The sequence below is a fragment of the Streptomyces sp. NPDC028314 genome (assembly GCF_055565795.1).
In genome coordinates this window covers 1-26013 of the sequence record NZ_JBVHTP010000008.1, presented here as the reverse complement: position 1 = coordinate 26013, position 26013 = coordinate 1, and the positions used below count along the sequence as shown (strand labels likewise).

The 26013-nt window shown below is 73.3% G+C and carries 20 protein-coding genes; 11 read left to right on the top strand and 9 right to left on the bottom strand.

The features are described 5' to 3' along the window. Positions 1 to 3: 3 nt before the first annotated feature. The 4 genes from ACZ4TG_RS19220 to ACZ4TG_RS19205 form a co-directional block, all read right to left on the bottom strand. A complete protein-coding gene (locus ACZ4TG_RS19220; protein WP_468164222.1) occupies positions 4 to 1701 on the bottom strand; it encodes an LCP family protein in 1698 nt (565 codons plus the stop codon). A gap of 123 nt (positions 1702 to 1824) precedes the next feature. After that, positions 1825 to 3570, bottom strand: a complete 1746-nt coding sequence (locus ACZ4TG_RS19215; protein ID WP_468164220.1) for an LCP family protein — start codon at positions 3568 to 3570, stop codon at positions 1825 to 1827. A gap of 223 nt (positions 3571 to 3793) precedes the next feature. Next, positions 3794 to 5032: an LCP family protein gene (locus ACZ4TG_RS19210; RefSeq protein ID WP_468164218.1), complete on the bottom strand. Its 1239-nt coding sequence runs from the start codon at positions 5030 to 5032 to the stop codon at positions 3794 to 3796. A 194-nt stretch (positions 5033 to 5226) separates the two neighbouring features. Continuing rightward, a complete protein-coding gene (locus ACZ4TG_RS19205; RefSeq protein ID WP_468164216.1) occupies positions 5227 to 5976 on the bottom strand; it encodes a TIGR03089 family protein in 750 nt (249 codons plus the stop codon). A gap of 138 nt (positions 5977 to 6114) precedes the next feature. Between ACZ4TG_RS19205 and ACZ4TG_RS19200 the strand changes: the two genes are divergently transcribed. Both ACZ4TG_RS19200 and ACZ4TG_RS19195 read left to right on the top strand, forming a co-directional pair. Then, positions 6115 to 7518 carry a peptidoglycan recognition protein family protein gene (locus ACZ4TG_RS19200; RefSeq protein ID WP_468164214.1) on the top strand — a complete coding sequence of 468 codons (1404 nt, stop codon included), beginning with the start codon at positions 6115 to 6117 and terminating at the stop codon, positions 7516 to 7518. A gap of 771 nt (positions 7519 to 8289) precedes the next feature. Beyond that, positions 8290 to 9288, top strand: coding sequence for a DNA-3-methyladenine glycosylase family protein (locus ACZ4TG_RS19195; protein ID WP_468164212.1), 999 nt, complete (start codon positions 8290 to 8292; stop codon positions 9286 to 9288). A 14-nt stretch (positions 9289 to 9302) separates the two neighbouring features. Here the strand turns inward: ACZ4TG_RS19195 and ACZ4TG_RS19190 are convergent, their stop codons facing one another. Genes ACZ4TG_RS19190 through ACZ4TG_RS19180 form a run of 3 tightly spaced genes read right to left on the bottom strand, consistent with a single transcriptional unit; the run spans position 9303 to position 12089 of the window. Continuing rightward, positions 9303 to 10598, bottom strand: coding sequence for a coenzyme F420-0:L-glutamate ligase (locus tag ACZ4TG_RS19190; RefSeq protein WP_468164210.1), 1296 nt, complete (start codon positions 10596 to 10598; stop codon positions 9303 to 9305). Beyond that, the gene (gene cofD, locus ACZ4TG_RS19185) at positions 10595 to 11554 is read right to left on the bottom strand and encodes a 2-phospho-L-lactate transferase (protein ID WP_468164208.1); all 960 of its coding nucleotides are present in this window, start codon (positions 11552 to 11554) and stop codon (positions 10595 to 10597) included. Before cofD ends, ACZ4TG_RS19190 begins: the two co-directional genes overlap by 4 nt. Positions 11555 to 11597: 43 nt before the next feature. After that, a complete protein-coding gene (locus ACZ4TG_RS19180; protein ID WP_468164823.1) occupies positions 11598 to 12089 on the bottom strand; it encodes a cysteine dioxygenase in 492 nt (163 codons plus the stop codon). Positions 12090 to 12833: 744 nt separating this feature from the next. Between ACZ4TG_RS19180 and ACZ4TG_RS19175 the strand changes: the two genes are divergently transcribed. The 3 genes from ACZ4TG_RS19175 to ACZ4TG_RS19165 all read left to right on the top strand — a co-directional run bounded on the left by ACZ4TG_RS19175 (position 12834) and on the right by ACZ4TG_RS19165 (position 18509). Next, positions 12834 to 13097 carry a WhiB family transcriptional regulator gene (locus ACZ4TG_RS19175; RefSeq protein WP_003983763.1) on the top strand — a complete coding sequence of 88 codons (264 nt, stop codon included), beginning with the start codon at positions 12834 to 12836 and terminating at the stop codon, positions 13095 to 13097. Between the two features lie 316 nt (positions 13098 to 13413). Then, complete coding sequence (locus ACZ4TG_RS19170; RefSeq protein WP_468164206.1) at positions 13414 to 17031, top strand: glycosyltransferase family 2 protein; 3618 nt, start codon at positions 13414 to 13416, stop codon at positions 17029 to 17031. After that, a complete protein-coding gene (locus ACZ4TG_RS19165) occupies positions 17028 to 18509 on the top strand; it encodes a DUF5719 family protein (protein WP_468164204.1) in 1482 nt (493 codons plus the stop codon). Before ACZ4TG_RS19170 ends, ACZ4TG_RS19165 begins: the two co-directional genes overlap by 4 nt. 101 nt (positions 18510 to 18610) lie before the next feature. Here ACZ4TG_RS19165 and ACZ4TG_RS19160 read toward each other — a convergent pair whose 3' ends face one another. After that, positions 18611 to 19090 (bottom strand): metallopeptidase family protein, encoded by a 480-nt coding sequence (locus ACZ4TG_RS19160; protein ID WP_468164202.1) that lies wholly within the window; start codon positions 19088 to 19090, stop codon positions 18611 to 18613. A 172-nt stretch (positions 19091 to 19262) separates the two neighbouring features. Between ACZ4TG_RS19160 and ACZ4TG_RS19155 the strand changes: the two genes are divergently transcribed. The 6 genes from ACZ4TG_RS19155 to ACZ4TG_RS19130 all read left to right on the top strand — a co-directional run bounded on the left by ACZ4TG_RS19155 (position 19263) and on the right by ACZ4TG_RS19130 (position 24886). Then, positions 19263 to 19637, top strand: a complete 375-nt coding sequence (locus ACZ4TG_RS19155) for a DUF3499 domain-containing protein (protein ID WP_468164200.1) — start codon at positions 19263 to 19265, stop codon at positions 19635 to 19637. An 89-nt stretch (positions 19638 to 19726) separates the two neighbouring features. Then, positions 19727 to 21097 (top strand): phosphomannomutase/phosphoglucomutase, encoded by a 1371-nt coding sequence (locus ACZ4TG_RS19150; RefSeq protein ID WP_468164198.1) that lies wholly within the window; start codon positions 19727 to 19729, stop codon positions 21095 to 21097. Between the two features lie 157 nt (positions 21098 to 21254). Continuing rightward, positions 21255 to 21440 (top strand): Trm112 family protein, encoded by a 186-nt coding sequence (locus tag ACZ4TG_RS19145; RefSeq protein ID WP_037797711.1) that lies wholly within the window; start codon positions 21255 to 21257, stop codon positions 21438 to 21440. A gap of 56 nt (positions 21441 to 21496) precedes the next feature. Beyond that, a complete protein-coding gene (locus ACZ4TG_RS19140; RefSeq protein WP_468164196.1) occupies positions 21497 to 22630 on the top strand; it encodes an SIS domain-containing protein in 1134 nt (377 codons plus the stop codon). Between the two features lie 60 nt (positions 22631 to 22690). After that, positions 22691 to 23848 (top strand): mannose-6-phosphate isomerase, class I, encoded by a 1158-nt coding sequence (manA, locus tag ACZ4TG_RS19135; protein WP_468164194.1) that lies wholly within the window; start codon positions 22691 to 22693, stop codon positions 23846 to 23848. A 93-nt stretch (positions 23849 to 23941) separates the two neighbouring features. Then, positions 23942 to 24886: a cation diffusion facilitator family transporter gene (locus ACZ4TG_RS19130; RefSeq protein ID WP_468164192.1), complete on the top strand. Its 945-nt coding sequence runs from the start codon at positions 23942 to 23944 to the stop codon at positions 24884 to 24886. 71 nt (positions 24887 to 24957) lie between these two features. Here the strand turns inward: ACZ4TG_RS19130 and lepB are convergent, their stop codons facing one another. Next, complete coding sequence (lepB, locus tag ACZ4TG_RS19125; RefSeq protein WP_468164190.1) at positions 24958 to 25800, bottom strand: signal peptidase I; 843 nt, start codon at positions 25798 to 25800, stop codon at positions 24958 to 24960. Positions 25801 to 26013 lie beyond the last annotated feature (213 nt).

The window sequence follows — 26013 nt, the reverse complement described above, 5'->3', positions numbered from 1 at the left end:
GGCTCACCAGCGGTACGGCTTGTACACGTCCATGCAGGCCCCGGTCTCGGCGCCGTTGAGCTGGTCCGCCGACTCGGGGACCGACCCGGCCACCGGAGCCGGCTGCTGCGGGAAGACGGCGCCCTCGCGCCAGTCGGCGCCCACCACCAGGGTGATCCGGGACACCTCGGCCGACAGCTGCACCGAGGTCGACGGGATCCCCAGCGCCGCCGCGACGCTCTGGGCCTGGTCCGCCAGGTCCGCGCTCGGGTAGCGGATCACGGTGGTCTTCTCCGGGGTGAGCCCGGCGTCCGCCTTGGCGGAGGTGAACCCCTTGGAGACCAGCACGTCGGTGACGGCCGTGGCGCGCTTGGGCACGAGCGGCATCCCGGCGCCGGTGCCGTTGACCACGTGCACGGCGATCTTGTCGGGCGCGGTGGCCGGCGCCTTCGACGGCTCCTGGCCCGGCGTCGGCTGCGCGCCGGACGGGGCGCCGGACGGGGCGGGCTGGCCCGGCTGCGCGCTCGGGGGGGCTTCGGGGGCGCCGTTCTTGTCGAAGGCCACGTCCTTGCGGACCATCGTCCACAGCTTGTCGGCGTCCGACGGGTTCACGACCAGCCGGTTGTCGGGGTCCCGCGGGTCGGGCAGCGTCGGCATCGTGGTCATCGTGATGCGGTTGGTGGGCACGTCCTTGAGCTGCATGGCCAGGGTGTAGAGCTTCTTGACCGAGCCGATCTCCTCGGAGACCTCCAGGGCCTTGGTGCCCGCCTCGGCCAGGGCCGTGATCCGGCCGACGTCGGTGAAGGCGTTCTGGCTCTTGAGCTCGCGCATCATCGAGTTCATGTACATGTGCTGGGCCTGCGCCCGGCCCAGGTCACTGCTGAAGGCGTGCCGGGTGCGGAGCCACTGGAGCGCCTGCTCGCCCTTGACCTTGGTGGTGCCCGCCTTCAGCTTGAGGCCGGAGCCGCCGTCGGAGGTGGCCAGGGGCCGGTCCCAGACGTTGTCCTTCACACAGACGTCCACACCGCCGACCGCGTCGGCCATCTGCACCACACCGGAGAAGTCGATCATCATCCAGTGGTCGATGTAGACGTTGGTCAGCTTCTCCCAGGTGGCCAGGGTGCAGCCGGGGCCACCGCGCCCGAGGGACTCGTTGATCATGGCGTTGGTCTTCTTGAACTTCTCGCCGGTCTTCGGGTCCGTGCACTCGGGTATGTCGACCCGGGTGTCGCGGGGGACGCTGACCACCGCGGCGTGCTGCCGGTCCGCGGACACGTGCAGGAGCATCTGCACGTCCGCGAGCGGGGGAGCCCCGACGCTGTCGTGGCTGCCGCCGAGTTCGAGGTTCTCCGGCTTGTTCCGGCTGTCCGAGCCGAGCAGCAGGATGTTCAGCGGGCGCTGGCCGCGGGCGTTCGCCTCGGACTTGGACACCCCGCTGTCGCCGCTCAGGCGCTGGCCGCTGCGGATGTTGCCGTCGAGGTGCCGGTAGTACAGGTACCCGGCCGCCGAGGTCCCGAGGATCAGGAACGCGAGGACCGAGGCCACCCAGAACAGCGCGCGCCGTCGGCGCCGCCGGTGCCGGACCCGGCCGCCGCCCACGGGCCGGGAGCCGCGGGAACCCGTCCGGGGCCGCGGTACCGTGCCGGGCGTGCCCGGGTCGCCGGATATGCCGTCGGCGGCCTGGTCGGGCGCCCCCTCCCCACGCACGCTGCTGTGCCTCACGCGTCCCCCCTAAAGATCATGATTGGTCGGTATGGTGCCGGCCCTACCGGCTGCGGCCGGCGGTCGGCGGCCTTCCGGCGAACGGTGCCGCAGGCATCCGTTCGCCGGGGAGCGGCCGTGAGGTCACTTGGCGCAGACCGCCTTGTCGGCCTCCACCCGCTGGAGCCCCTCGGGGGTCTGCTGCGGCGGCGCCGCCGCCAGCGGAGCCCCCGGCTCCTTGAAGTCGGCGCCGAGCGTCAGCTTCATCGGCGTGCGCGGCGCGGCGTCGGCCGGCCCCACCTTCATCGCCGTGGCCGGCAGCCCCATCATGTCCGCCAGCGCCCTGGCCTGGTCGGCCTGGTTGGGGGCGTACTCCAGCTGCGTGCTGGCGAGCTTCGCCGGGGCGTTGCCGAGGTTGCTGGCCTTGCCCACGCCCTTGCTGTTCTGCAGCCAGTTCAGCGTGGTGGACGCCGAACCGGAGGGGCCGCCGCCGTTGAAGACGTTCACCCGCACGTCCCCGGCCGGAGCGCGGGTGCCCTGGAGCAGCGCGTCCTGCTTGTTCTTGGCGTCGGCGTCGGCCGCTTCCTTCGCGGCCTTCTCCTTCTGCTCGACCTCCGTGAGCGAGACGTCCCCCCGGATCATCTGCAGCAGCGGATCGGCCTGCGAAGGATTGACCACGACGGTCGCCTTGCGGTTCGCCGGCTCGTTCGGATTGTCGAGCACCGGCAGCGTCGTGAAGGTGATGTTCTTGAGGTTTATGTCCTTCAGCTCACCGGCGAGAGCGGTCAGCTGCTTGATGGACCCTATGCCCTGGTCCACGCTCAGCGACTTGGTGGCCGCCTCGGCGAGGGAGAGGAACTTCTTCGGACTGGTCAGCGTCTCCTTGGACTTCATCTCGCGCATCATCGAACCGAGGAACTGCTGCTGGGTCTTGATGCGGTCCAGGTCGCTCTCGTTGCCGAAGGCGTGCCGCGTCCGTACGAAGGCCAGCGCCTGCTCGCCCGACAGCCGGTGCTCGCCCGCCGTCAGCTTCAGCTTCGAGTCGCGGTCGTCGACGTCCTTCTCCACGCAGACCGGCACGCCGCCGACCGCCGAGCTCAGGGTCTTCACCGCGTTGAAGTCGACCATCATGAAGTGGTCGACCTGGATCCCGGTGAGCTCCTTGACCGTGCGCATCGTGCAGCCCGGGTCGCGCCCCTCCTGGCCGAGGCTCTCGTTGAAGCGGGTCCCCTTCGTGCCGTGCACGTCCTTCACCGAACCGTCGGGCTGCTTCGTCGGGCAGGCCGGGATGTTGGTGATCAGGTCGCGGGGGATGGACAGCGCGGTCGCGTTGCTGCGGTCCTTGGCGACGTGGAAGAGGATCGTGGTGTCGGCGTGGCCGACGCTCTCCGCGTCCCCGTAGCCCTCGTTGCCGTCACCGCTGCGCTTGTCCGTGCCGATGACCAGGATGTTGATGGCCTGGTCCTTCTTGAAGCTGCCCGTGCCCGCGGAGCCGGTGTCGATGACGTTGAGGTTGCCGTTCAGGTGCTCGTAGTAGAGGTACGCCCCCACCGAGCCGCCCACCAGCAGGAACGCGAGCGTGCCACCGGTGATGGCCAGCACCTTGCGGCGTTTGCCCGGGCCCTTGCCGCCGCCCTTGCGGGAGCGGCCACCGCGCCGGCCGCCGGGCGGCCCGTCGCCGCGCCGGGGCTTGGGGACCGCCGGGGCCGAGGGGGATCCGGTGGCAGGTGGAGGCGTACGGGTCGTACGTGTTCGGCGGGGGGTGGCGACGGACGGCTGCTGCGCAGCGGAATGGCCCAGTCGCAGTTCGTAGTTGCCGGTGCGGGGGTTGAGGACCCACTGGTCTGCGGGGTCGATCTCGTCCGCCCGCCCACGGCTTTGCGCATCCACGGTTGCTCGAATCCTCCGTCGGTGCCTCGCGATGCGCCTCCCCCAAGGCGCACGGTCAACGTCCGGCTGCTGGTGCACGGCCTCTTTGCTGGCCAGGGCACCGGATCGCTCACCTTATCCGGCCAGGTCAGCTGCAAACCATGCTGGTGACAAATTCCACTCCCCCCATAACGCCCCAAACCCCCCAACCGGATCGCTTGGATCACCGGCTTTTTGGATTGCTTTACCGGCAGTCGGCGGAGGCCGCCGTGGTGCCCGTGAAAGTGGGGACGGGAGACGGTATCGCGGCGGTTCCGGAAGGATCGGCATCGGAGCCCGCGGTCTGCCCGTTCGTCCCGCGATCGCTGCCCTGCCGGCCCTTCCCGGGGGTCCCCGCGGGCTCCGGTTCGGGCTCGGGGGGAGTCACGGTCAGCGGCGCGTCCGTCCGCAGCTGCTCGAACAGCCGGGCCGCGTCCGGCTCCAGCAGCTCGTCCCGGTTCGGGTTCCCGGCGTACGGCCGGCGGGGCACCGTGAGGAAGTTGACCCGCTCGGTCGGTATGTCCCGTACGCCCCGTACGAGTTCGTACAGCCCGCGCAGCGAGGCCAGCCCCGGGTCCGTGGTCACCGAGGAGGTCGCCGCGTCCAGCAGCGGATACAGCCGCCCCGGGTTCAGCAGGACCCCGTTGCTCTGCACCTTCTTCACCAGCGAGCCGAGGAACTGCTGCTGCCGCTCCATCCGTTCGGTGTCGCTGCCGTTGCCCAGGCTGTAGCGGGCCCGGACGAAACCGAGGGCCTGCTCGCCCTGGAGCAGCTGACGGCCGGCCGGGAGCTTCAGCTTCGCCTCGGCGTCGTTCACCGGCTGCTTGAGGCAGACCTCCACCCCGCCGACCGCGTCGACCATCTTCTTGAACCCGCCGAAGTCCACCACCACGTGGTGGTCGATCCGGATCCCGGTGAGCTTCTCCACCGTACGGATCGTGCAGGCGGCCCCGCCCCACTGGAAGGCCCAGTTGAACTGGGCCAGCTGCTCGCCCGTGCGGCCCCCGTCCGCCTTCAGGCAGCTCGGCACGTCCGCCATCAGGTCCCGGGGTATCGACACGGCCGTCGCGCTGTCCCGGTCCGCCGGCAGGTGCAGCAGGATCGTGGTGTCCGAGCGCTGGGTGCCGCCGTCCTGTCCGTACTTCGCGTTCTCCTTGCCGGAGCGCGTGTCCGAGCCGATCAGCAGGATGTTCTGGGCCCCGTTCACCAGGTGCGTCGGGCGTTCCCGTTCGTAGCGCTCCAGCTCGGCGGTGGCGGAGGTGTCCTCGGTGATGTTCCCGTCGAGCTTGTTGTAGAGCCACCAGCCCGTGCCCGCCCCCGCCAGCACCAGCAGGGCCGTCCCGAGGCCCACGCGGCGCAGCAGACGGCGCCTGCGGCCGCGCGGAGGCTTCGGTGTGCCTCCGGCCGCATCGGCGCCGCCCGGTATGCCCGCGCTGTCGGTCACTCGCGTTTCCGTCCCCTCGCCGTACCGGCAGGCCGCAGGGGTGAGCACGGCCTGTGCCGATCCTGCCCCCGGGCGGCCGCGGCGGCCCGGGGGCGGCCCCTTGTAAAGGGCCGAGCGGGTGACAAATCACCCCTGCTCGGCACGGACGGTACGGGCGGTAGGGGCGGTAGGGGTCGCGGCGGGCGGGGCGGCCTTCAGGCCGTGTGGGTGACCCGCTCGCTCTCCACCCGCTGGGCCAGCCCCGCCTCCGGCAAGCGGTCCAGGTTCCGGCACAGCACCACGGACCCGCCCGAGGCCAGCGCGGCGAAGAGCCCGCCCGAGAGCCCCTCCCAGGTGTCGTAGCCCAGCCCGGACAGCACCCGGGACCCCTCGCCGAGGCCGAGCTTCGCCGCGTCCTCGCGGGCGCGCGCGACGAGAGCCGCGTACGAGAGCTCCTCCCCGCCGACCACCAGCCCCGGGCCGTCCGCGTCCACCGGCTGGAAGGGGGCGAACCGGTCGCCCTGCCCCGGCACCTCCACGGCGTAGTCCGCGAACCCGGCGGGCGGCTGCGGGAACCGGCCCCCCAGCGGGCGCAGCGCGAGCGCGACCCGCTCGCCCCCGCACGCGGCGGCCTCCTCCAAGGTGTCGGGCCCGGTCACGACGAGATCGGCGCCGGCCGGATCCCCGCCCACCTCGGCGACCACCCCGACGGAGGCGCAGGCGAGCAGCCAGACGGCGCTCTGCCAGTGCGCGGGGAGCAGCAGCGCGAGCCTGTCACCGGGCTCGGCGCCCAGGTCGCCCTGGAGCAGATTGGCGGTCTTGGCCACCCAATTGGCGAAGGTGGCGACGGACAATTCGACGCGCTCGCCCGTCGCATCGTCGTAGAAGGTCACGAGCGGGCGGCCCGGATCGGCGGCGAGCGCGGATCGCAGCAGGTCGGCAGGGGTGCGGTCAGTGGCGTTCACCCGGCCCAGCGTACGCGCCGGGCTCCCCCGTACGGCGGGCGCCGACTCCCCCGTACGGGGTAGGAGTATCGCGCCGGCATCGGACGGGCCGTCAGTTCTCCGATGGCGCCGGGTGGTGAGTGTGCTGAGCATCTTTTCATGCGTGCATTCCTTGCTTCCTCGATCGGCGTCGCGACGGCTGCCGCACTGGCCCTGCCGCTCGCGCTCCCCACCCCGGCCCTGGCCACCCCGACCCGCGGCACGGCCGCCGCCGCGACCCCCGCCGGGTCGACCCAGTCCCTTCCGCTCACCCCCCTGGGACCCGTGGCGGGCCGCACCCCCGGCGTCCCCGGCATGAGCGCCTCGCCCGGCCTGCCCGAGACCCAGGGCCTGTCCGCACGCGAGGTCAAGACGTTCTCGATGGTCGGCGTCGTCTGGGACGACGCGAGCACCCAGCTCCTCGGCCGGGTCCAGGTCCGCACCCGCTCCGTACGGACGGCCACCTGGTCCGACTGGCAGGACGTCGAGACCCACAACAGCGAACACGCGGCCGACCCCGACGCGGTGGAACGCGCCGCCGGCCGCGTCCGCGGCAGCACCGCCCCGCTGTGGGTCGGCGAGTCCGACGGCGTCGAGGTCCGGGTCCAGGCCGAAGCGGGCACCAGGGCCGCGACCCGCGCCCCGTCCCGGCTCCCCTCCGGGATGCGGATCGAACTCGTGGACCCGGGCGCGGACGCGTCGGCGTCGGCGGCCGACGGCAAGAACACCGGCCCGGAGGACGACCCCGAGGGCGACGACAAGGGCGAGGCCGGACTGCTGCCCGGCGTGGCGGAGTCCTCCTCCGCGAACATCCCGCTGGCCCCGCTCGGCGCCGACGAGATCACCGAACTGAACAAGGCCGACTCCACCGCCGACGCGATCCTCGCCGACAGCTCCCTCAGCGAGGCCGCCCGCCCGTACATCGGCCCGCGCCCGCGGATCGTCACCCGCAAGGGCTGGGGCGCGGACGAGAACCTGCGCGAGAAGGGCTTCGGCTACACGAACACGGTCAAGGCCGCCTTCGTCCACCACACCGCCTCCGGCAACAACTACGCCTGCAAGGACGCCCCGGCGGTGCTGCGCAGCCTCTACCGCTACCACGTGGTCAGCAGCGGCTGGCGCGACATCGGCTACAACTTCGCCGTCGACAAGTGCGGCACGGTGTACGAGGGCCGGGCGGGCGGCGTGGCCAAGCCGGTGCTCGGGGCGCACACCATGGGGTTCAACACGGACAGCATGGGCGTCGCGGTGATCGGCTCGTACTCCTCCACGGCCCCGCCGGCGGCGGCGGTCGACGCGGTGGCCCGCCTCACGGCCTGGAAGCTGGGCCTCTTCGGGGCGGACCCGCGCGCGAAGACCACCCTGAAGTCGGGCGGCGGCAACCTGTACGCGAAGGGCCGGGCCGTGAAGATGAACGTCATCTCGGGCCACCGCGACGGCTTCGCCACCGAATGCCCGGGCCGCCTCCTCTACAACCAGCTCCCCCCGACCCGCACGTCGTCGGCGAAGCTCCAGGGCCGCTAACCGTTGCCCTGGCCGGGCGGTTGACGGGGTTCGGCCTGCCCCTGCCCTGGCCGGGCGTTCACCCTGGTCGCCTGCGGCGCCGTCGCTTCCGGCCCCGGGCTGCGCCCGGGCGCCTCAAGCGCCGGCGGGGCTGGGTTTGGCTGCGGTCTGGGCGGGGTGCCGGTGGCGCCGCCGGGGTGGGGTGTGGTCCGGGGCGGGCATGATTTATGGCGCCCCAGCCGAGCCCCCAGTTGCCGGGCGGTACAGGGCGCCAACAAATCACGTTTTAGCCCCGGACAACACCCCACCCCGACACCGCCCCCGGCCACGAAGCCCAGCCCCTGCGGTGGGGGACAGTTATCCGACCACCTGGGTCGGTGACGGGGCCGGGGTGGGGTGTCGACCGGGGCTAAAACGTGATTTGTGGCGCATCGAGGCCCGAACTTCAAGGTCCTGAACGGGCGCCATAAATCATGCCCGCCCCGGACGACACCCCACCCCGGACCCGGCACCGACCCACCACCCCAGCCCCGCCGGCGCTTGAGGCGACCCGCAGTAGCCGAGCTGCAAACAGGCCCGGCCCGGCACGGGGCAGCCCGAACCCCGCCACCCGCCCGGCCAGGGCAACGGCAGCCGAGCTGCAAACAGGCCCGGGGCACCGGGGACACCCCGAACCCCGGAAACCGCCCGGCCAGGGCAACGGCAGGCGAGCTGCAGACCGGCCCGGCCCGGCACGGGGCAGCCCGAACCCCCGAACCGCCCGGCCAGGGCACCGGCGCTACGCTCAAAGGCATGGCCGGCCGCTTCGACCCCCTCACCCCCCTCGCCGTGCGCGGCGGCCGCACCGACGTGCCCGCCGGGCCCGGCAAACCGGCCGGGGGAGCCGGCGCGCAGAGCCGGGTCTGGGCCCCCGACGGCCCCGTCGATCTCGGACTCACCCTCGGCCCCCTCAGACGCGGCCCCGCCGACCCCACCTTCCGCACCACCCCCGACGGCTCCGTCTGGAAGACCAGCCAGACCCCCGCCGGCCCCGCCACCCTCCGCGTGGCGCGGCAGGGCCAGGAGCTGCACGCCGAGGCCTGGGGACCCGGCGCCGGCTGGGTTCTCGACGGCCTGCCCGAACTGCTCGGGTCCGCCGACGACCCGGCGGAGTTCGTGCCCCGGCACCGGCTCGTGCACGCCAGCCACCGCCGCCGCTCCGGTCTGCGCCTGACCCGGACCGGGCTGGTACTGGAGTCCCTGATCCCGACCGTCCTGGAGCAGAAGGTCACCACCGACGAGGCCTACCGCGCCTGGCGCCGCCTGGTCCGCCAGTACGGGGAACCCGCGCCCGGCCCGCGCCAGGACCTGTACGTCATGCCGACCGCACGCGCCTGGGCCCTGATCCCGTCCTGGGACTGGCACAAGGCCGGGGTCGACTCGAAGCGCTCCGCCACCATCGTCCGGGCCGCCCGCGTGGCGAACCGGCTGGAGGAGGCCGCCGCCATGGACCTCGCCGCGGCGACCCGGCGGCTGGAGGCCGTTCCCGGCATCGGCCCGTGGACCTCGGCCGAGACCCTCCAGCGCAGCAACGGCGCCCCCGACGCAGTCACCACCGGCGACCTCCACCTCCCCGGGATCGTCGGCTACGCCCTCGCCGGGGACCGAGACGCCGACGACGCGGCCATGCTGGAACTCCTCGCCCCGTACGCGGGCCAGCGCCACCGCGCCGCCCGCCTCATCCTGCTGGCCGGCCACGCCCCGCCCCGCCGCACCCCGAAGATGCCCCGCACGGACATCGGCAAGCTCTAGGGAGCCGCGGCCCCCTACCGCACCTCGATGAACCCCGCCGCCTCCCGCCCCGGCCGCTCCGGGGGAGCCGCGGCGGGGTGGCCCACGGCCACCGCGCCCATCGGGTCCCACCCGTCCGGCAGCGCCAGGACCTTCCGCACCACGTCCCGGCAGAACATCGTCGAGGACACCCACGCCGAGCCCAGCCGCTCCCCGGCCAGCGCGACCAGGAAGTTCTGTACGCCCGCGCCCATCGCGACGACGAACATCTCCCGTTCGGCGGTGTCCCGCCGGGCGTGCCCGTAGTCGTGCGCCCCGTCCATGACCAGGCAGGGGACCACCAGGTACGGGGCGTTGCGGAGCACGTCCCCGCGCCGTACCCGCTTCGCGACGGACTCCTCGGACCTGCCGTCCCGGCGCAGGTCGTCGATCCAGGCGTCGCGCATCGCGTCCAGCAGTTCGAGCCGCGCCTCGGCGGACTCCAGCAGGACGAACCGCCAGGGCGTCGTGTGGTGCGGGGCCGGGGCCGTCAGGGCCGCCGCCACCGCGCGGCGGACCGCGCCCGGGTCCACGGGCTCGTCCGTGAAGGCCCGTACGGTCCGGCGCTGCGTCACGGCTTCCCGTACCGCCTCCGAGGTCCCCAGCCGGAACATGTCGTCGGCCGGCGCCCGCACGAGGTCGGCCGCCGAGGAGCCCTCGCCGAGTACGTGGGCCAGACCGCGTACGACGGCCACGGGCAGGCCGGCCGCCTTGCCCTTGACCAGGTCGCCGGCCGCGGCCAGCTCGTCCGCCGTGGCGACTATCGTCGCGCTCAGCGGGTTGCCGTGCGCGTCCGTGCCGCCGCGCAGGTCGTCGAGCACCCGCACCCCGGCGGAGCCGATCGCCACGTCCGTCAGCCCGGCGCGCCAGGGTCGCCCGAAGGTGTCCGTCACGATCACGCCGACGTCCACCGAGAGCGCCGCCCGCAGCCCCTCCCGGATCGCGGCCGCGGAGGCGTCGGGGTCCTCGGGGAGCAGCAGCACCGTGCCGGGGGCGGTGTTCGAGGCGTCCACCCCGGCAGCCGCCATCACCAGCCCCTGCCGGTTCTCGACGATCCGCAGGGAGCCCCGGCGGGCGACGACCCGTACGGTCTCCGCGTCGATCGCCGCCTCGCGCGATTCGGCCCGGACGATCCGGCCCTCCGCCTTGGACACGATCTTCGAGGTGACCAGCAGCACGTCCCCGTCGCGCAGACCGGGCTCCGCGGCGGCGATCAGGGCGGCCAGGTCGTCACCCGGGCCGATCTCGGGGATCCCGGGGACGGCGCGCACCTCGTACGAGGGGACGGTCACCGGGAGGCCTCCGCCAGCTCCAGCGCCGCTCGGGCCATCTCCGCCGTGGCCTCCAGGTCGGTCATCATCAGCGGGACCGCGCGGCAGGTGATCCCGGCGGCCTCGACCTCGGCGACGGCCCCCGCGTCGGCGGTGTCCACCAGCCATCCGTCGAGCAGTCCGGTGCCGTAGTGCAGGGCGACGGCCGCGGCGGTGGATTCCACGCCCACGGCGGCGAGCACCTTGTCGGCCATGCCGCGCACCGGGGCGCCCCCGACGATGGGGGAGAGGCCGACGACGGGCGCCTCGGCGGCGGCCACGGCCTCCCGGATGCCGGGCACCGCGAGGATGGTCCCGACGGAGACGACCGGGTTGGACGGCGGGAGGATGACGACGTCGGCGGCCGCGATGGCCTCCAGTACGCCGGGTGCGGGCTTGGCCTGCTCGGCGCCGACGGGTACGACGGCCTCCGCGTCGACCGCGGCGCGCATCTTGACCCAGTACTCCTGGAAGTGGATGACCCTGCGTTCGCCGGAGCCGGGCTCGGTGATCGCGACGTGGGTCTCGACCCGGTCGTCGGACATGGGGAGCAGCCGGACGCCGGGCTGCCAGCGGTCGCAGAGGGCCTCGGTGACGGCGCTGAGCGGGTAGCCCGCACCGAGCATCTGGGTACGGACGATGTGGGTCGCGAAGTCGCGGTCGCCGAGGCCGAACCAGGTGGGTCCGACCCCGTACGCCGCGAGTTCCTCCTTGACGGTGAAGGACTCGTCGGTGCGGCCCCAGCCCTGGTCCTCGTCGATGCCACCGCCGAGGGTGTACATCACGGTGTCCAGATCGGGGCAGACCTTCAGCCCGAACAGGTGAATGTCGTCACCGGTGTTGCCGATGACCGTGATCTCCGCTTCGGGAGCCGCCGACTTGAGTCCGCGGAGGAAACGGGCGCCGCCGATGCCGCCGGCCAGAACAACAATGCGCATGCACGGCAGTCTGTCAGGCCCCTGCCGGTGGGACGCGGTCCGGTCAGACGGAGAGGGTCTGCGGCCGGGCCGGGGAGCAGCTGTGCATCGGCATCTCGGTCAGGCCGGGGAAGTAGACGTGCAGGCTGACGGCGCCGTCGAGGGTGTCGTTGAGGACTTCGTGGGCGTAACCGGGGGCGAAGACGCGCTGGGAGCCGGAGCGCAGGGTGAGGGGTCCGCGCGGGCCGTGCTCGGTGAGCTCGCCGTCGAGGACGGTCAGGACGCCGGAGGAGGCGCCGTGGTCGTGCAGGCCGCTGCCCTGGCCGGGGACCCAGCTGAGCAGCCAGACCTCGTAGCCGGGGCCGGTGCGCAGGCGGTGGTACCAGCGGGTGGTGGCGTCGTACTGGACCAGGTGCTCCCACTCCGCGCGGTTCTCGGCGATGGAGCGGGCGAGGCCCACGAACTCGGCGACGGTGGAGGGGTGTTCGCGGGCGGGCTGGAGCAGGTGCTGGACGGAGAGGATGTCTCCGGCGATCTGCAGGTCGCTCTCGACCATGGCGGGAGCGGCAGCGGCAGCGGCGGCAGGAACAGGAGCGGGGGTCGGCGCGACGGTGGTGGGGGCCGTTGCGGCGTGGTGCGTGTGGCTGATCGTGGTGCTGTTCATCGGGGGAGTCCTCGACGGATGTCAGTCGTGCTGGCGGTCGCTGTGGGGAGCCGGTGCTCGGAGGAGCCGTGGCTCCGGTGGCATCAACAGCTGCAACAGCAACAGCGAACCTGGGCAGCGCGCAGGAACCCACGAATGGGGGTCCAGGTGGCGGCTGCGGGCGCTGACATGCGTACAAGGAGACCGGGCCGAGGGCCTGACTGTCAACCCAATGTCCGGTTTGGGGTAAAAGTTTCACCTCATCCGGTTACTGTGCCCGGAGAAAGGTTTGTGCAGTCCCCGCAAGGGGATGTGCCGGTCCAGTCGCGTCAGACGCGTCTTCAAACCCATTGCCGCCACTCGTGACCTGAATGTGATCCGGGCCGCATCTTCGGCCGGATCGCAACCACACCAGAGAGTGAGACGTCGGTTTCTGGGGAAGGCGCGCGCTGCGTGATACCGGTGGCATGGGTCACGATTTTTGGCGATATGAACACTTTCTGCATACGCTTGGTTCCGCAGAGTGAATAAGGGGCCCAATAGCAGATCTCGGCTTGACTGCGCTGGAGCCCCGCACTTGTAATTTCACTCGTGTCGTTACGTAGCGATGAGTAACGGCAACACCACGGGGACGCACAGACAGAGCGAGGGGCGCACATGACCGAGCTGTTTCAGGAACTGCTGGTCGAGGAGGCGGACGAGGAGCTCGGATGGCAGGAGCGCGCACTCTGCGCCCAGACCGACCCCGAGTCCTTCTTTCCCGAGAAGGGCGGCTCCACCCGCGAAGCCAAGAAGGTCTGCCTCGCCTGCGAGGTCCGCTCCGAATGCCTTGAGTACGCCCTGGCCAACGACGAGCGATTCGGCATCTGGGGCGGTTTGTCCGAGCGTGAGCGCCGCCGCCTGAAAAAGGCAGCGGTCTGAGGAGCACCGCGCGCCGGCCGTCCGGCGCCCACGGCAGCCCGCACCTCATATCCACCGGCCCCCCGGTCCGCACACCGGTCCGCACACCGATCCACCCGGCACGGAACGACGTACGGAACGCCGTACGAAACGACATACGCAACGACGTACGCAACGACGCACGAAACCGCATAGCGAACAGAGCAAACGGTCCGCCTCCTGCCCCTTCCCCGCAGGAGGCGGACCGCTGTGTTCCGAGCCGTTAGTGTGGGGCGCTGTCCAGCAGCCTCCGAGGGCACACCACCCCCGGACCCCCGGCCGGAGGGCCCGTACCGCGATGTCCCTGCACAGCAACTCGACGGCCTCCCACCAGGCAGCCGCCACCCCCGAGTTCCCCCGGCACGTCGTCACGGCCGTCCTCGTCGCCCATGACGGCGCCCGCTGGCTGCCCCGGACCCTCGCCGGACTCCTCGGCCAGGAACGCCCCGCGCAGAACCACGTCGCCGCCGACACCGGCAGCGCCGACGACTCCGCACGGCTGCTCACCGAGGCCCTCGGCGCCGACCGGGTCGTGCACCTCGCCCGCCGCACCGGATTCGGCACCGCCGTCGACGAAGCCGCCCGCACCGCCGGCGTGCTGACCCCCGAGGAACTTCCGTACCTCAAGCGCCCCAGCGGCTGGGACCCCGTCAGCCGCACCTGGCAGGACGACGCGTACGACCTCCCCGAACTCCCGCACGGCGAACCCGTCCAGTGGCTCTGGCTCCTCCACGACGACAGCGCCCCCGAACCCGACGCCCTCACCGAACTGCTGCGCGTCGCCGAGGAGAACCCCGACGCCGCCGTCATCGGCCCCAAGCTGCGCGGCTGGTACGACAAGAAGCAGCTCCTCGAAGCCGGCGTCACCATCGCCCGCAGCGGCCGCCGCTGGACCGGACTCGACCGCCGCGAACAGGACCAGGGCCAGCACGACCAGGTCCGCCCCGTCCTGTCCGTCTCCACCGCCGGCATGCTCGTACGCCGCGACGCGTACGACGCCCTCGGCGGCTTCGACCGCAGACTCCCGCTCATGCGCGACGACGTGGACCTCTGCTGGCGCGCCCAGAGCGCCGGCCACACCGTCCTCGTCGCCCCCGACGCCGTCATGCGGCACGCCGAGGCCTCCGCCCGCGAACGCCGCACCGTCGACTGCGCCGGACGCTCCGCCGTCGGCCCCCACCGCGTGGACAAGGCCGGCGCCGTCTACACGATGCTGGCCAACAGCTCCGGCCGCGCCCTGCCCTACGTACTCCTGCGCCTCCTCCTCGGCACCGTCCTGCGCACCCTCGGCTACCTCATCGGCAAGGCACCCGGCCAGGCCGTCGACGAGATCACCGGCCTGCTCGCCACCCTGCTCCGCCCCGGCCGGATCCTCGCCGCCCGCAAGGCCCGCCGCCGGCCCGCCGTCCCCGCCAAGGAACTGCGCCCCCTCTTCCCGCCGCCCGGCGCTACCCTGCGCGCCAACGCCGAACAGCTCGCCGGGTACTTCGGCGCCGACCGCGACGCCGAGGCTGCCACCGCGAGCCGGCACGGCGGAGCCATCGAGTCCGGCCCCGGCGGCGACGACGCCGACTACCTGGAGATCGAGCAGTTCGCCCGGCTCAAGCGGATCGCCCGCAACCCGGCCCCCGTCCTGTTCGCCCTCCTGCTGCTCGTCTCCCTCGCCGCCTGCCGTGCCCTGCTCTTCGGCGGCACCCTCATGGGCGGCGCCCTGCTCCCCGCCCCCGACCGGGGGATCGACCTCTGGCGCGCCTACACCACCGACTGGCAGCCCGTCGGCCTCGGCACCACCGCCGGAGCACCGCCCTACCTCGCCGTCCTCGGCGCCGTCTCCACCCTGCTGCTCGGCTCCACCAAGGCCGCCCTGACCCTGCTGCTGGTCTGCTCGGTCCCCCTCGCCGGCCTCACCGCCTACTTCGCCTCCCGGCCGCTCGTCGAATCCCGCCTGCTGCGCGCCTGGGCCGCCATCGCCTACGCCTTCCTCCCCGCCGTCACCGGAGCCCTGGCCGGCGGCCTCCTCGGCACCGCCGTCCTCGCCGTGCTGCTCCCGCTCATCGCCCGGTCCGCCGTCACCGCCTTCGGGTTCGGCGGCCGCGACGCCGAGGGCGGCTGGCGCGCCCTGTGGACCTACACCCTGCTGCTGACCCTGGCCACCGCCTTCACCCCCGTCGTGTGGCCGCTCGCCGCCGTCCTCGGGGGCGCCGCGCTCGTCATGCGCCGCGCGCGCTGGAAGGCGTACGGACCGCGGCTCCTGGCCGGTCTCGCCGTACCGCTCCTCGTGCTCGCGCCCTGGTCGCTGGGCCTGCTCACGCACCCCACCCGCTTCCTGCGCGAGGCCGGACTGCCCTACGGGGCCCGCTCCGCCACCGCCCTCGACCTGCTCGGCATCAGCCCCGGCGGCCCCGGCACCCCCGGCGGACTGCTGCTGCTCGGCGTCCTGATCGCCGCCCTGGCCGCCCTGCTGCGCGCCGACCGGCAGTTCGCCGTCCGCACCGCCTGGGCCGCCGCGCTGACCGGGCTGCTCCTCGGCGTCCTCCTCAACCGCAGCGCCTGGGCCGGACCCGCCACCCTCGTCTACGGAGCCGGCCTGCTCGCGGCCGCCGTGCTCGGCGCGGACGGCGCGAGGGAACGGGTGGCCGCCCGCAGCTTCGGCTGGCGCCAGCCGCTCGCCGCCCTCATCGCGCTCGCCGCCGCCGCAGGCCCCCTGCTCGCCGCCGGCGGCTGGATGCTCTCCGGCGCCGACGGACCGCTGACGCGGCGCGACCCCGCCCAGGTCCCGGCCGCCGCCGCCTACCTGACCGGCGACAGCAACCAGACCCGCACCCTCGTCCTGACCGGCGACTCGCCCGCCACGGTCTCCTACAGCCTGGTCCGCGGCTCCGCCGCCCACCTCGGCGACGCCGAACTCCTCGCCGGGGCAGGCGCCGAACCCCGCCTCGCCAAGGTGGTCTCCAGCCTCGTCTCGGGCTCCGGAGCCGACCAGTCCGAGCAGCTCAACGGCTTCGCCGTCCGCTACGTCGTCCTCCAGGCGGGCGCCCCGCGGCACTTCCGCGAGGTCCTCGACGTCACCCCCGGCCTGAAGGCCGGCCACCTCGACGACGACACCGCCGTGTGGGAGGTCGAACGCTCACCGGCCCGCGCGGTCATCGTCTCCGGCCGGCAGGGCCAGGCCCCCGTCGCCATCGAGGCCGGCCCCGTCGAGGTCCACACCAAGATCCCGGCCGGCGAGGAGGGCCGGGTCCTGCGCATCGCCGACCGGGCCGCGCCCGGCTGGCAGGCCACCGTCGAGGGCAAGCCGCTCAAGGCGAAGACCCTGGACGGCTGGGCGCAGGGCTTCGAACTGCCCGCCGCCGGAGGCCACCTGGACCTCGTCCACGAGGACGCCGCCACCCGCGACGCCTGGCACTGGGCGCAGGGCCTGCTGGTCCTGGTGCTGCTGGTGATGGCCCTGCCGGGCCGCCGCGCGCGGCTCGACGACGACCTCCCCGAGGAGGAGGCCGCCGTCCCGGCCCAGGCCGACGGCCCGGTCGAGGGCGCGGGTGCGGGCACGGGCGGAGGCCGCCGTGCCCGCCGACTGCAGGCGGAGTCCGGCGGGCAGGCGCCGGCGGCTGCCCCCGAGGCCGCCGTCGCGGACCCGTACGCGCAGATCCCGGCGCAGCCGGTGTACGGGGAGGAGGCGTACGGGTACCAGGGCTACCCGTACGAGCAGCAGCCCGCGCAGCAGCCGTACGAGCAGCAGATCCCGCAGCAGCAGGCCGCGGAGCAGTACGACGACCGGTACCCGTACCCCCAGCAGCCCTACGACCCCTACCAGCAGCAGCAACAGCCCCCGCAGCAGTACCCGTACCAGCACGAGCCGTACGAGAACACCTACGGACAGCACGACCCGCGTCCGGACGGGAGCCCCCAGCAGTGAAGCAGCGCGCACCCCTGACGCTGGCGGCCGTGGCCGCGGCACTGGCCGCCGTCACCGGCATCGCCTCGTTCACCGCCCCCGCCGCACCGGCCGCCGACCGCGGGGCCGCCGCGTCCAGGATGCCGGTGGAGCGGTCCGTACTGGTGTGCCCGGCGCCCAGCACCTCGGACATCGCGGAGACCACGTACACCTCGATCACCCCGGGCAAGGCCGGCGCTCCCGGCTCGGCCCTGCTCCGCACCAAGGAGGGCAAGCCGGTCCTGGAGCCGAAGGAGCCCGGCAAGCCCGCCGGCGCCACCGCCTCCGGCGCCGAGGCGCCCCCGCTGACGGGCATCGCCGACGGGATCCTGGCGCCCGGCTGGACGGCGCAGCAGACCACCAAGGTCGCGGTGGGCCAGGCGCGCGGCCTGCTCGGGGTCGCCTGCACGGCACCCGGCACCGAGTTCTGGTTCCCGGGCCTGAGCACCGCCAAGGGGCGCCTCGACTCCGTCCACCTGACCAACCCGGACGACACCGAGGCCACCGTCCAGGTCAAGCTGTACGGCCCGGACGGGCTCCTGAAGGACAAGCCGGGCAGCCCCGAGCGGCTCCCCTACAAGGTCGGCCCCCGCTCCAGCGCCAAGGTGCTGCTGTCCGACTTCTTCCCCGGGACGCAGCTCACGGACGTCACCGCCCACGTCACCGTCGTCACCGGCCGGGTCGGCGCCACCGCGCAGATCGCCGAGGAGGGGGCCGGCGCCGACTGGCTGCCCGCCTCCACCGACCCGGCGGGCTCCCTGGTCCTGCCGGGCATCCCGGCGGACGCCACCTCCGTACGGCTGGTCGCCTTCGCCCCCGGCGAGGACGACGCCGACCTCGTCCTCCGGCTGGCCGGCGCCGGCGGCTCGATCAGCCCGGCCGGCAACGAGCAGCTGCACGTCAAGGCCGGGATGACGGCGAGCGTGGACCTCAAGGACCTGACCCGCGGCGAGACGGGCTCCCTGCACCTCACCCCGGCGGACCCGAAGAAGGCCCCCCCGGTGGTCGCGGCGGTACGGGTGGTCCGCGGCGCCGGCGCCAAGCAGGAACTGGGCTTCATCCCGGCCACCGCCCCGGTGGGGGCGCGGGCGACCGTCGCGGACAACCGCACCGACGACAAGGCGACCGTGCTGGCCCTCACGGCGACCGGCAGCGGCGACGCGAAGGTCCGCGTGACGGCCTCGCCGGGCACCGACGGCGGCGAACGGGCCGTCCAGGAACTCACCGTCAAGGCGGGCACCACCCTGACGGTGTCCCCGCCCCCGGCCCCCGCGGGCGGAAAGGGCGCCTACGCCCTCACGCTCGAAACCCTGTCCGGGGGCCCGGTGTACGCCTCCCGCACGCTGACCCTGCCGCACGACGGCATCCCGATGTTCACCGTCCAGACCTTCGCGGACGACCGGTCCACGGTCTCGGTCCCGAAGGCCGTCGAGGACCTCTCGATCCTGACGACGAAGTAGCCCCCGGGCTCCGCCGGACCACGACGAAGTAGCCCCCCGGGCTCCGCCGGACCACGGCGGAGCCCGCCCGGGGACGGCCGACGGGGCGACGGCCCCGCCGGTCAGTCCTGCCCGTCCACGATCTCCGGCGAGAGCCCCAGCAGTTCCGCGACCTGCTCCACCACGATCTCGTGCACGAGCAGCGCCTTCTCGTCCCGGGACTTCGCCCGGATCTCCACCGGCCGCCGGAACACCACGATCCGGGCCGGCCGCCCGTCGCGGGCCTCCACCAGCCCCCCGAGCGGTACGGCCTCGTCGTTCCAGCCCGCGTCCGCGCCGCCCGGCGGCCCCGGCACGTCGGCCACCACGAACTCCACCTCGGCCAGCTGCGGCCAGCGCCGCTCCAGCCGCTCCACGGAATCCCGTACGAGGTCGCCGAACAGCTCCGACCGGCTCGCCGACAGCGGCACCTGCGGAGGGGCCACCGGCCCGCGCATCCCCCGTCCGTGCCGGTCGCGCCGGCGGGGCCTGGGCTCGTGGGGGGGTCCGGCGGGGTGGGAGGAGCCGGCGGGGCTCGGGGGCGTCAGAGGGCTGTCCGTCACCCCCGCAGGGTAGCCCTCGCCCCGGCCCCCGGCAGGGCCTCCCGACGGTCACGGCCCGATGTCGTACCGCGAACAATCCGGCCAAGGTTCGGCCCCGTTCGGGACGACACGGGGGAGTGCCCGGGGGGAGAGTCGTCGCGACCCGGTCAAGAGTGCGGTACCGTCCAACGTCGTGAGCCTTGTACGTCGCTGTTCGCGCACCGCGTGCGGCCGCCCTGCCGTCGCCACACTGACGTACGTCTACGCCGACTCGACCGCAGTTCTCGGCCCGCTCGCCACCTACGCCGAACCCCACTGTTACGACCTGTGCGCCGAGCACTCCGAGCGCCTGACAGCCCCCCGGGGCTGGGACGTCGTACGTCTGACGGACGGTTCGGGCCCCTCGCGCCCCAGCGGCGACGACCTCGAAGCACTGGCCAACGCGGTACGTGAAGCCGCCCGTCCGCACGACCGCGCGGCCGAGGCCGGCGGCTCCGGACCCAGGGGCCCGGTGACCGGCGAGACCCGCCGCGGACACCTGCGCGTCCTGCGCTCGCCGGATTCCTGACGTCCGCCCGCCACCCAGCTCATCTGAAGAGCGGCTCTGTGCACAGGGTAGGTTTGCTCCACCGCACAGATCCTTCAGGAGGGCAGGCAGTGGCCGCAGATCTTTCGAACATCGTCAAGGCATACGACGTACGTGGCGTCGTACCGGACGAGTGGGACGAGCCCCTGGCCGAGCTGTTCGGCGCTGCCTTCGTCGAGGTCACCGCAGCCACGGCCATCGTGGTCGGCCACGACATGCGCCCCTCCTCGCCCGGCCTGTCCGCCGCCTTCGCCCGGGGCGCCGCCGCCCGCGGCGTCGACGTGACGCTCATCGGGCTGTGCTCCACCGACCAGCTGTACTACGCCTCCGGCAAGCTGGACCTGCCCGGCGCGATGTTCACGGCCTCGCACAACCCGGCCCAGTACAACGGCATCAAGCTCTGCCGCGCCGGCGCCGCTCCCGTGGGCCAGGACACCGGCCTCGCCACCATCCGCGAGCTCGCCGAGAAGTGGACCGACGAGGGCGCCCCCGCGATCCCCGCCGGCACCGTCCCGGGCACCATCACCGAGCAGGACACCCTCACCGGCTACGCCGAGCACCTCAAGGGCCTGGTGGACCTCACCGCCATCCGCCCGCTCAAGGTCGTCGTCGACGCGGGCAACGGCATGGGCGGCCACACCGTCCCCACCGTGTTCGAGGGCCTCCCCCTGGAACTCGTCCCCGTGTACTTCGAGCTGGACGGGACCTTCCCGAACCACGAGGCCAACCCCCTCGACCCGAAGAACATCGTCGACCTCCAGGCCCGCGTGAAGGCCGAGGGCGCCGACCTCGGCCTGGCCTTCGACGGCGACGCCGACCGCTGCTTCGTCGTCGACGAGCGCGGCGAGGGCGTCTCCCCGTCCGCCATCACCGCCCTGGTCGCGGCCCGCGAACTGGCCCGCAACGGCGGCACCGGCGTCGTGATCCACAACCTGATCACCTCCTGGTCCGTCCCCGAGGTCGTCAAGGAGAACGGCGGCACCCCCGTCCGCACCCGCGTCGGCCACTCCTTCATCAAGGAGGAGATGGCCAAGTCCGGCGCCATCTTCGGCGGCGAGCACTCCGCGCACTACTACTTCAAGGACTTCTGGAACGCGGACACCGGCATGCTCGCCGCGCTCCACGTCCTGGCGGCCCTCGGCGGCCAGCAGGGCACCCTGTCCGCGCTCGTCGCCGAGTACGACCGCTACGTCGGCTCCGGCGAGATCAACTCGACCGTCGCCGACCAGGCCGGCCGCACCGCCCTCGTCAAGCAGACCTACGGCTCCCAGGACGGCGTCACCGTCGACGAGCTCGACGGCCTCACCGTGACCACCGCCGACTGGTGGTTCAACCTGCGCCCGTCGAACACCGAGCCGCTGCTGCGCCTGAACGTCGAGGCCCGCGACACCGTCACCCTGGAGAAGATCCGCGACGAGGTCCTCGCGCTGGTCCGCGCGTAACACCCCGCGCGTAACACCCGCGCCGTCCGCGGGTGGCACCCGCACGTCGCACCCGCACGTCACACCCCGTACGTCACCGTCACCGCCGGGCCGCGCCACACGCGGCCCGGCGGTACGCTGACCTCGCCCAAACCGCATGTTCGAAGGGAAGCGCCCCATGCCGCTCGAAGCCGGCCTTCTGGAGATCCTCGCCTGCCCCGCCTGCCACTCGCCCCTCGAGGACAAGTCGGCCGACGAGACGGCTCCCGAGCTGATCTGCACCGGCCAGGACTGCGGTCTCGCGTACCCGGTCCGCGACGGCATCCCGGTCCTCCTCGTGGACGAGGCCCGCCGACCCGCCTGAACCGCCCCGCGCAGACGCTGAGACTGGTTCCGTCCACCACACAGCCGGAGGCCGCCATGCTCGACGAGTCCATCCTCGACGCACCGGACGATCTCGCCCGGGCCGACCGACGCGGCCTGCTCCGCGGCGCCGCCGACGCCGGAGCCCGGGTCCGCACCGCCGCCCGGCACGCCACCGAGGCGGGCCTGGCCGACCTGCGGCCCGACGGCCGCCCCCGCGCCGTGCTCATCGCGGGACCCGGCACCGCCGCCACCGGCGTCGCCGACCTCCTCGGCGCCCTCGCCGGAGCCTCCGCCCCGGTCACCCGCCTGCACCCCACCGGCGTCGCGCACGCCGCCGGGGCACTGCGCTGGACGCTGCCCGGCTGGGCCGGCCCCGTCGACCTGTTGCTCATCGCCACCACCGACGGCACCGAGCCCGGCCTCGCCGTCCTGGCCGAACAGGCCTACCGGCGCGGCTGCAGCGTCGTCGCCGTGGCCCCCGAGCGGTCCCCGCTGAGCGAGGCCGTCGACGGCGCCCACGGGGTGCTCGTACCGATGGCCAAGGCTCCGTACCAGGAGTACGACGAGTCCGCCGCGGCCGGTCCCGGAGCGCTCTGGGCCCTGCTCACACCGCTGCTCGTGCTCCTCGACAAGGTCGGACTGGTCTCCGCCGACCCGGCCACCCTCCAGCTCGTCGCGGACCGCCTCGACCGCACCGCCGAACGCTGCGGCCCCGCCATCGCCACGTACTCCAACCCGGCGAAGACCCTGGCCGCCGAGCTCGCCGACTCCCTCCCGCTCATCTGGAGCGAGGGCACCGGCGCGGGCGCCGCCGGCCGCCGCTTCGCCGCCACCCTCGCGGAGCTCGCGGGCCGCCCCGCGCTCTCCGCCCACCTCCCCGAGGCGCTGCCCGCGCACGGGGTCCTGCTCGCCGGAGCCTTCGCGGCGGGCGCCGATCCCGAGGACTTCTTCCGCGACCGCGTCGAGGAACCGCAGGCCCTGCGCGCCCGCGTCGTGCTGCTGCGCGACCGGCCCACCGGCGGGCTCACCGCCGCCCCCGCCGCGCGGGAACTCGCCCTCAGCCACGACACCGCCATCAGCGAGCTCGAACCCGAGGAGGGCACCGAGCTGGAACAGCTCGCCGAACTCCTCGCCGTCACGGACTTCGCCACCGCCTACCTGGCGCTGGCCTCCAGGGGACACAGCTGAGGCACAGATCGGTGCCCGCCCCCGCCCAGATCCACATCCAGATCCAGGAAGACGACGACGATGGACCGCCTGACCAACACGATCCGCCCCTACGCGTGGGGATCCACCACCGCGATCCCCGCCCTCCTGGGGGTCGAGCCCACGGGTGAGCCCCAGGCCGAGATGTGGATGGGCGCCCACCCCGGCGCCCCGTCCCGCCTCGACCGGGGAGCGGGCGAAGCCAGCCTGTCGGACGTCATCGCCGCCGACCCCGAGCGCGAGCTCGGCGCGGAGGCCGTCGCCAAGTTCGGCCCCCGCCTGCCCTTCCTCCTCAAGCTCCTCGCGGCCGGCGCCCCGCTCTCCCTCCAGGTCCACCCCGACCTGGCCCAGGCCAAGGAGGGCTACGCGGACGAGGAGCGCCGCGGCGTCCCGATCGACGCGGGCCACCGCAACTACAAGGACGCCAACCACAAGCCCGAGATGATCTGCGCGCTCACCCCCTTCGACGGGCTGTGCGGATTCCGCCCGCCGCAGGAGGCCGCCGATCTCCTCGAAGGCCTCGGTGTCGACTCCCTCAAGCCCTACGTGGACCTGCTGCGCGCCCACCCCGAGGAAGCGGCCCTGCGCGAGGTGCTCACCGCCGTACTGACCGCCGACCGCACCGAGATGGCCCGTACGGTCACCGAGGCCGCGGCCGCCGCCGAACGCCTCGGGGGCCCGTACAAGGCCTACGCCTCGCTCGTGCACGACTACCCGGGCGACCCGGGCGTCATCGCCGCCATGCTCCTCAACCACGTGCAACTCCAGCCCGGCGAGGCCATGTTCCTCGGCGCCGGCGTCCCGCACGCCTACATCGAGGGCCTCGGCGTCGAGTTGCTCGCCAACTCCGACAACGTGCTGCGCGCCGGCCTCACCCCCAAGCACGTCGACGTCCCCGAACTGCTGAAGATCGTCAAGTTCGAGACCGGCGACCCCGGCGTGATGCGCCCCGAGGGCGACGGCGAGGAGGTCTACGAGACCCCCATCGACGAGTTCCGCCTCTCGCGGTTCGTCCTGGCACCCGGCGGCGCCCCCCGCCTCCTCCCGGACAACGCCCCGCAGATCCTGCTCTGCACCGCGGGTTCCCCGAAGGCCGGCGAACTGACCCTGGCCCCCGGCGAGTCGGTCTTCGTACCGGCGGGCGAAAAGGCCGAACTGTCCGGTACCGGCACTGTCTTCCGCGCGACCCTCGTGCTCTGACGTACCGTCCTACCGGCGACTGCGAGAATATGCGGCCGTAGCGCGGCGCCCCGGCCCAGGGGCGCCGCACCGAGGAAGGGACATCCTGCACCCATGAGCGCGTCGGGCGGTACCAAGGCGATCGTGGCGGCACTCGCCGCCAATCTCGCCATCGCTGTAGCCAAGTTCGTGGCCTTCGTCTTCAGCGGCTCCTCGTCGATGCTCGCGGAAAGCGTCCACTCGCTTGCGGACTCGGGCAACCAGGGGCTGCTGCTCCTCGGCGGCAAGAAGGCCAAGCGCGAAGCCACACCCCAACACCCCTTCGGGTACGGGCGCGAGCGCTACATCTACGCCTTCCTGGTCTCCATCGTGCTCTTCACGGTCGGTGGCATGTTCGCCATCTACGAAGGCATCGAGAAGATCAAGGAGCCGCACGCGATCGAGCAGTGGTACTGGCCGATCGGCGTACTGGTCTTCGCGATCGCCGCGGAGAGCTTCTCCTTCCGTACGGCCATCAAGGAGTCGAACGAGACCCGCGGCTCGCTCTCGTGGAGCCAGTTCATCAAGCGCGCCAAGGCCCCCGAGCTCCCGGTCGTCCTCCTCGAAGACCTCGGCGCCCTCGTCGGCCTGGTCCTCGCCCTCGCCGGCGTCGGCATCGCCCTGGCCACCGGCAACGGCGTCTGGGACGGCATCGGCACCCTCTGCATCGGCGTCCTGCTGATCATCATCGCCATCGTGCTCGCCGCCGAGACCAAGTCCCTGCTGCTCGGCGAGGCCGCCGGCACGGAGGACGTCGAGAAGATCAAGGCCGCGCTGGTCGACGGCGACGTCGTCACCGGCGTCATCCACATGCGCACCCTGCACCTCGGCCCCGAGGAGCTGCTGGTCGCCGCCAAGATCGCCGTCCAGCACGACGACACGGCGACCGAGGTGGCCAACGCCATCAACGCCGCCGAGGCCCGGATCCGCGAGGCGGTCCCGATCGCCCGCGTCATCTACCTGGAGCCGGACATCTACAACGCCGACGCCGCCTCGGCCGGAACCAACCCCGGCCACTGACGCACGGCACGAGAAGGCCCCCGCAGCCGGTGAGCCGCGGGGGCCTTCGTACGTCCTGCCGGTCCTCCCCGCTACGACTGCACGTCCGCGCGGTCCGCCTGCTCCGCGGCCGCGGGGGACCGCGGGGTCTCCACGTCCGCCCGCGCCGCCGCCACGGCGCCGTCAGCGTCCGCGGGAGCCGCGGGAGCCGCAGCGGCCGCCCCGGCGTCCCCAGCGGCCGGAGCCGGCTCCGAGGCCTGCTGGGGCACGGTCACGGCCGCGGTGGCCACAGCCGTCACCGGGGCCCGCTTGCGGGCCCGCCGGGACACGGCCCCCAGCGCGGCGCCGAGCACGAGCAGCAGCCCGCCCCCGGCCTGGACCCACACGGCCAGCTTCGCCATCGGGTACGTGACGACCTTGGAGACGACCTTGCCCTCGGGCACCGGACCGTTGTTCGCGAACTGCGAACCGTCCGAGTTCAGCCGGTTGTCGGCCATCAGGAACAGGGAACCCTCGGGCACCGTCACATCGAAGGGCACCGTGGACGGGTTCTTCCACTGCTCCAGGTACGGCTCGTCCAGCGGCTTGCCGTTGAGCAGCATGTACTGCCCCGCGAGCTTGCTGCTCACCTTGTACTGGATGCGGTCGCCCCCGACCGCGATGACGCGGGTCATCTGCGTCTTCTCCAGGGACCACGGCACCGAGGCGAGGACGATGTCCCCCCGCCGCAGCCCGCCCTTGGCGACCGGCTCCAGGTAGATGCTCTCCCCGTTGGTGTAAGTCGGCGCCATCGCCCAGCCGACCTGCTTGCCCTCCGTGAAGCGCGACGGCGGGACCACTGCCTTCGCCACCGTCACCCCCACGAGGATGACCGCCCCGAGCACCAGCAGGACGATCGCCGCGATCCCGCGTCTGCGTCCTGGCCTGTGTTCCATTTCGTCCCTTCCGATGTACCTGCCTTGCATCGTAGGTCGACTCGGGTCCCCCACACGCCGCCGGGGGCCCGGTCCGCGCACTCCGTAGATACCGATTCGGACACTGACGCACCGCAGCGGGGGGGGGGGGGGGGGGGGGGGGGGGGGGGGGGGGGGGGGGGGGGGGGGGGGGGGGGGGGGGGGGGGGGGGGGGGGGGGGGGGGGGGGGGGGGG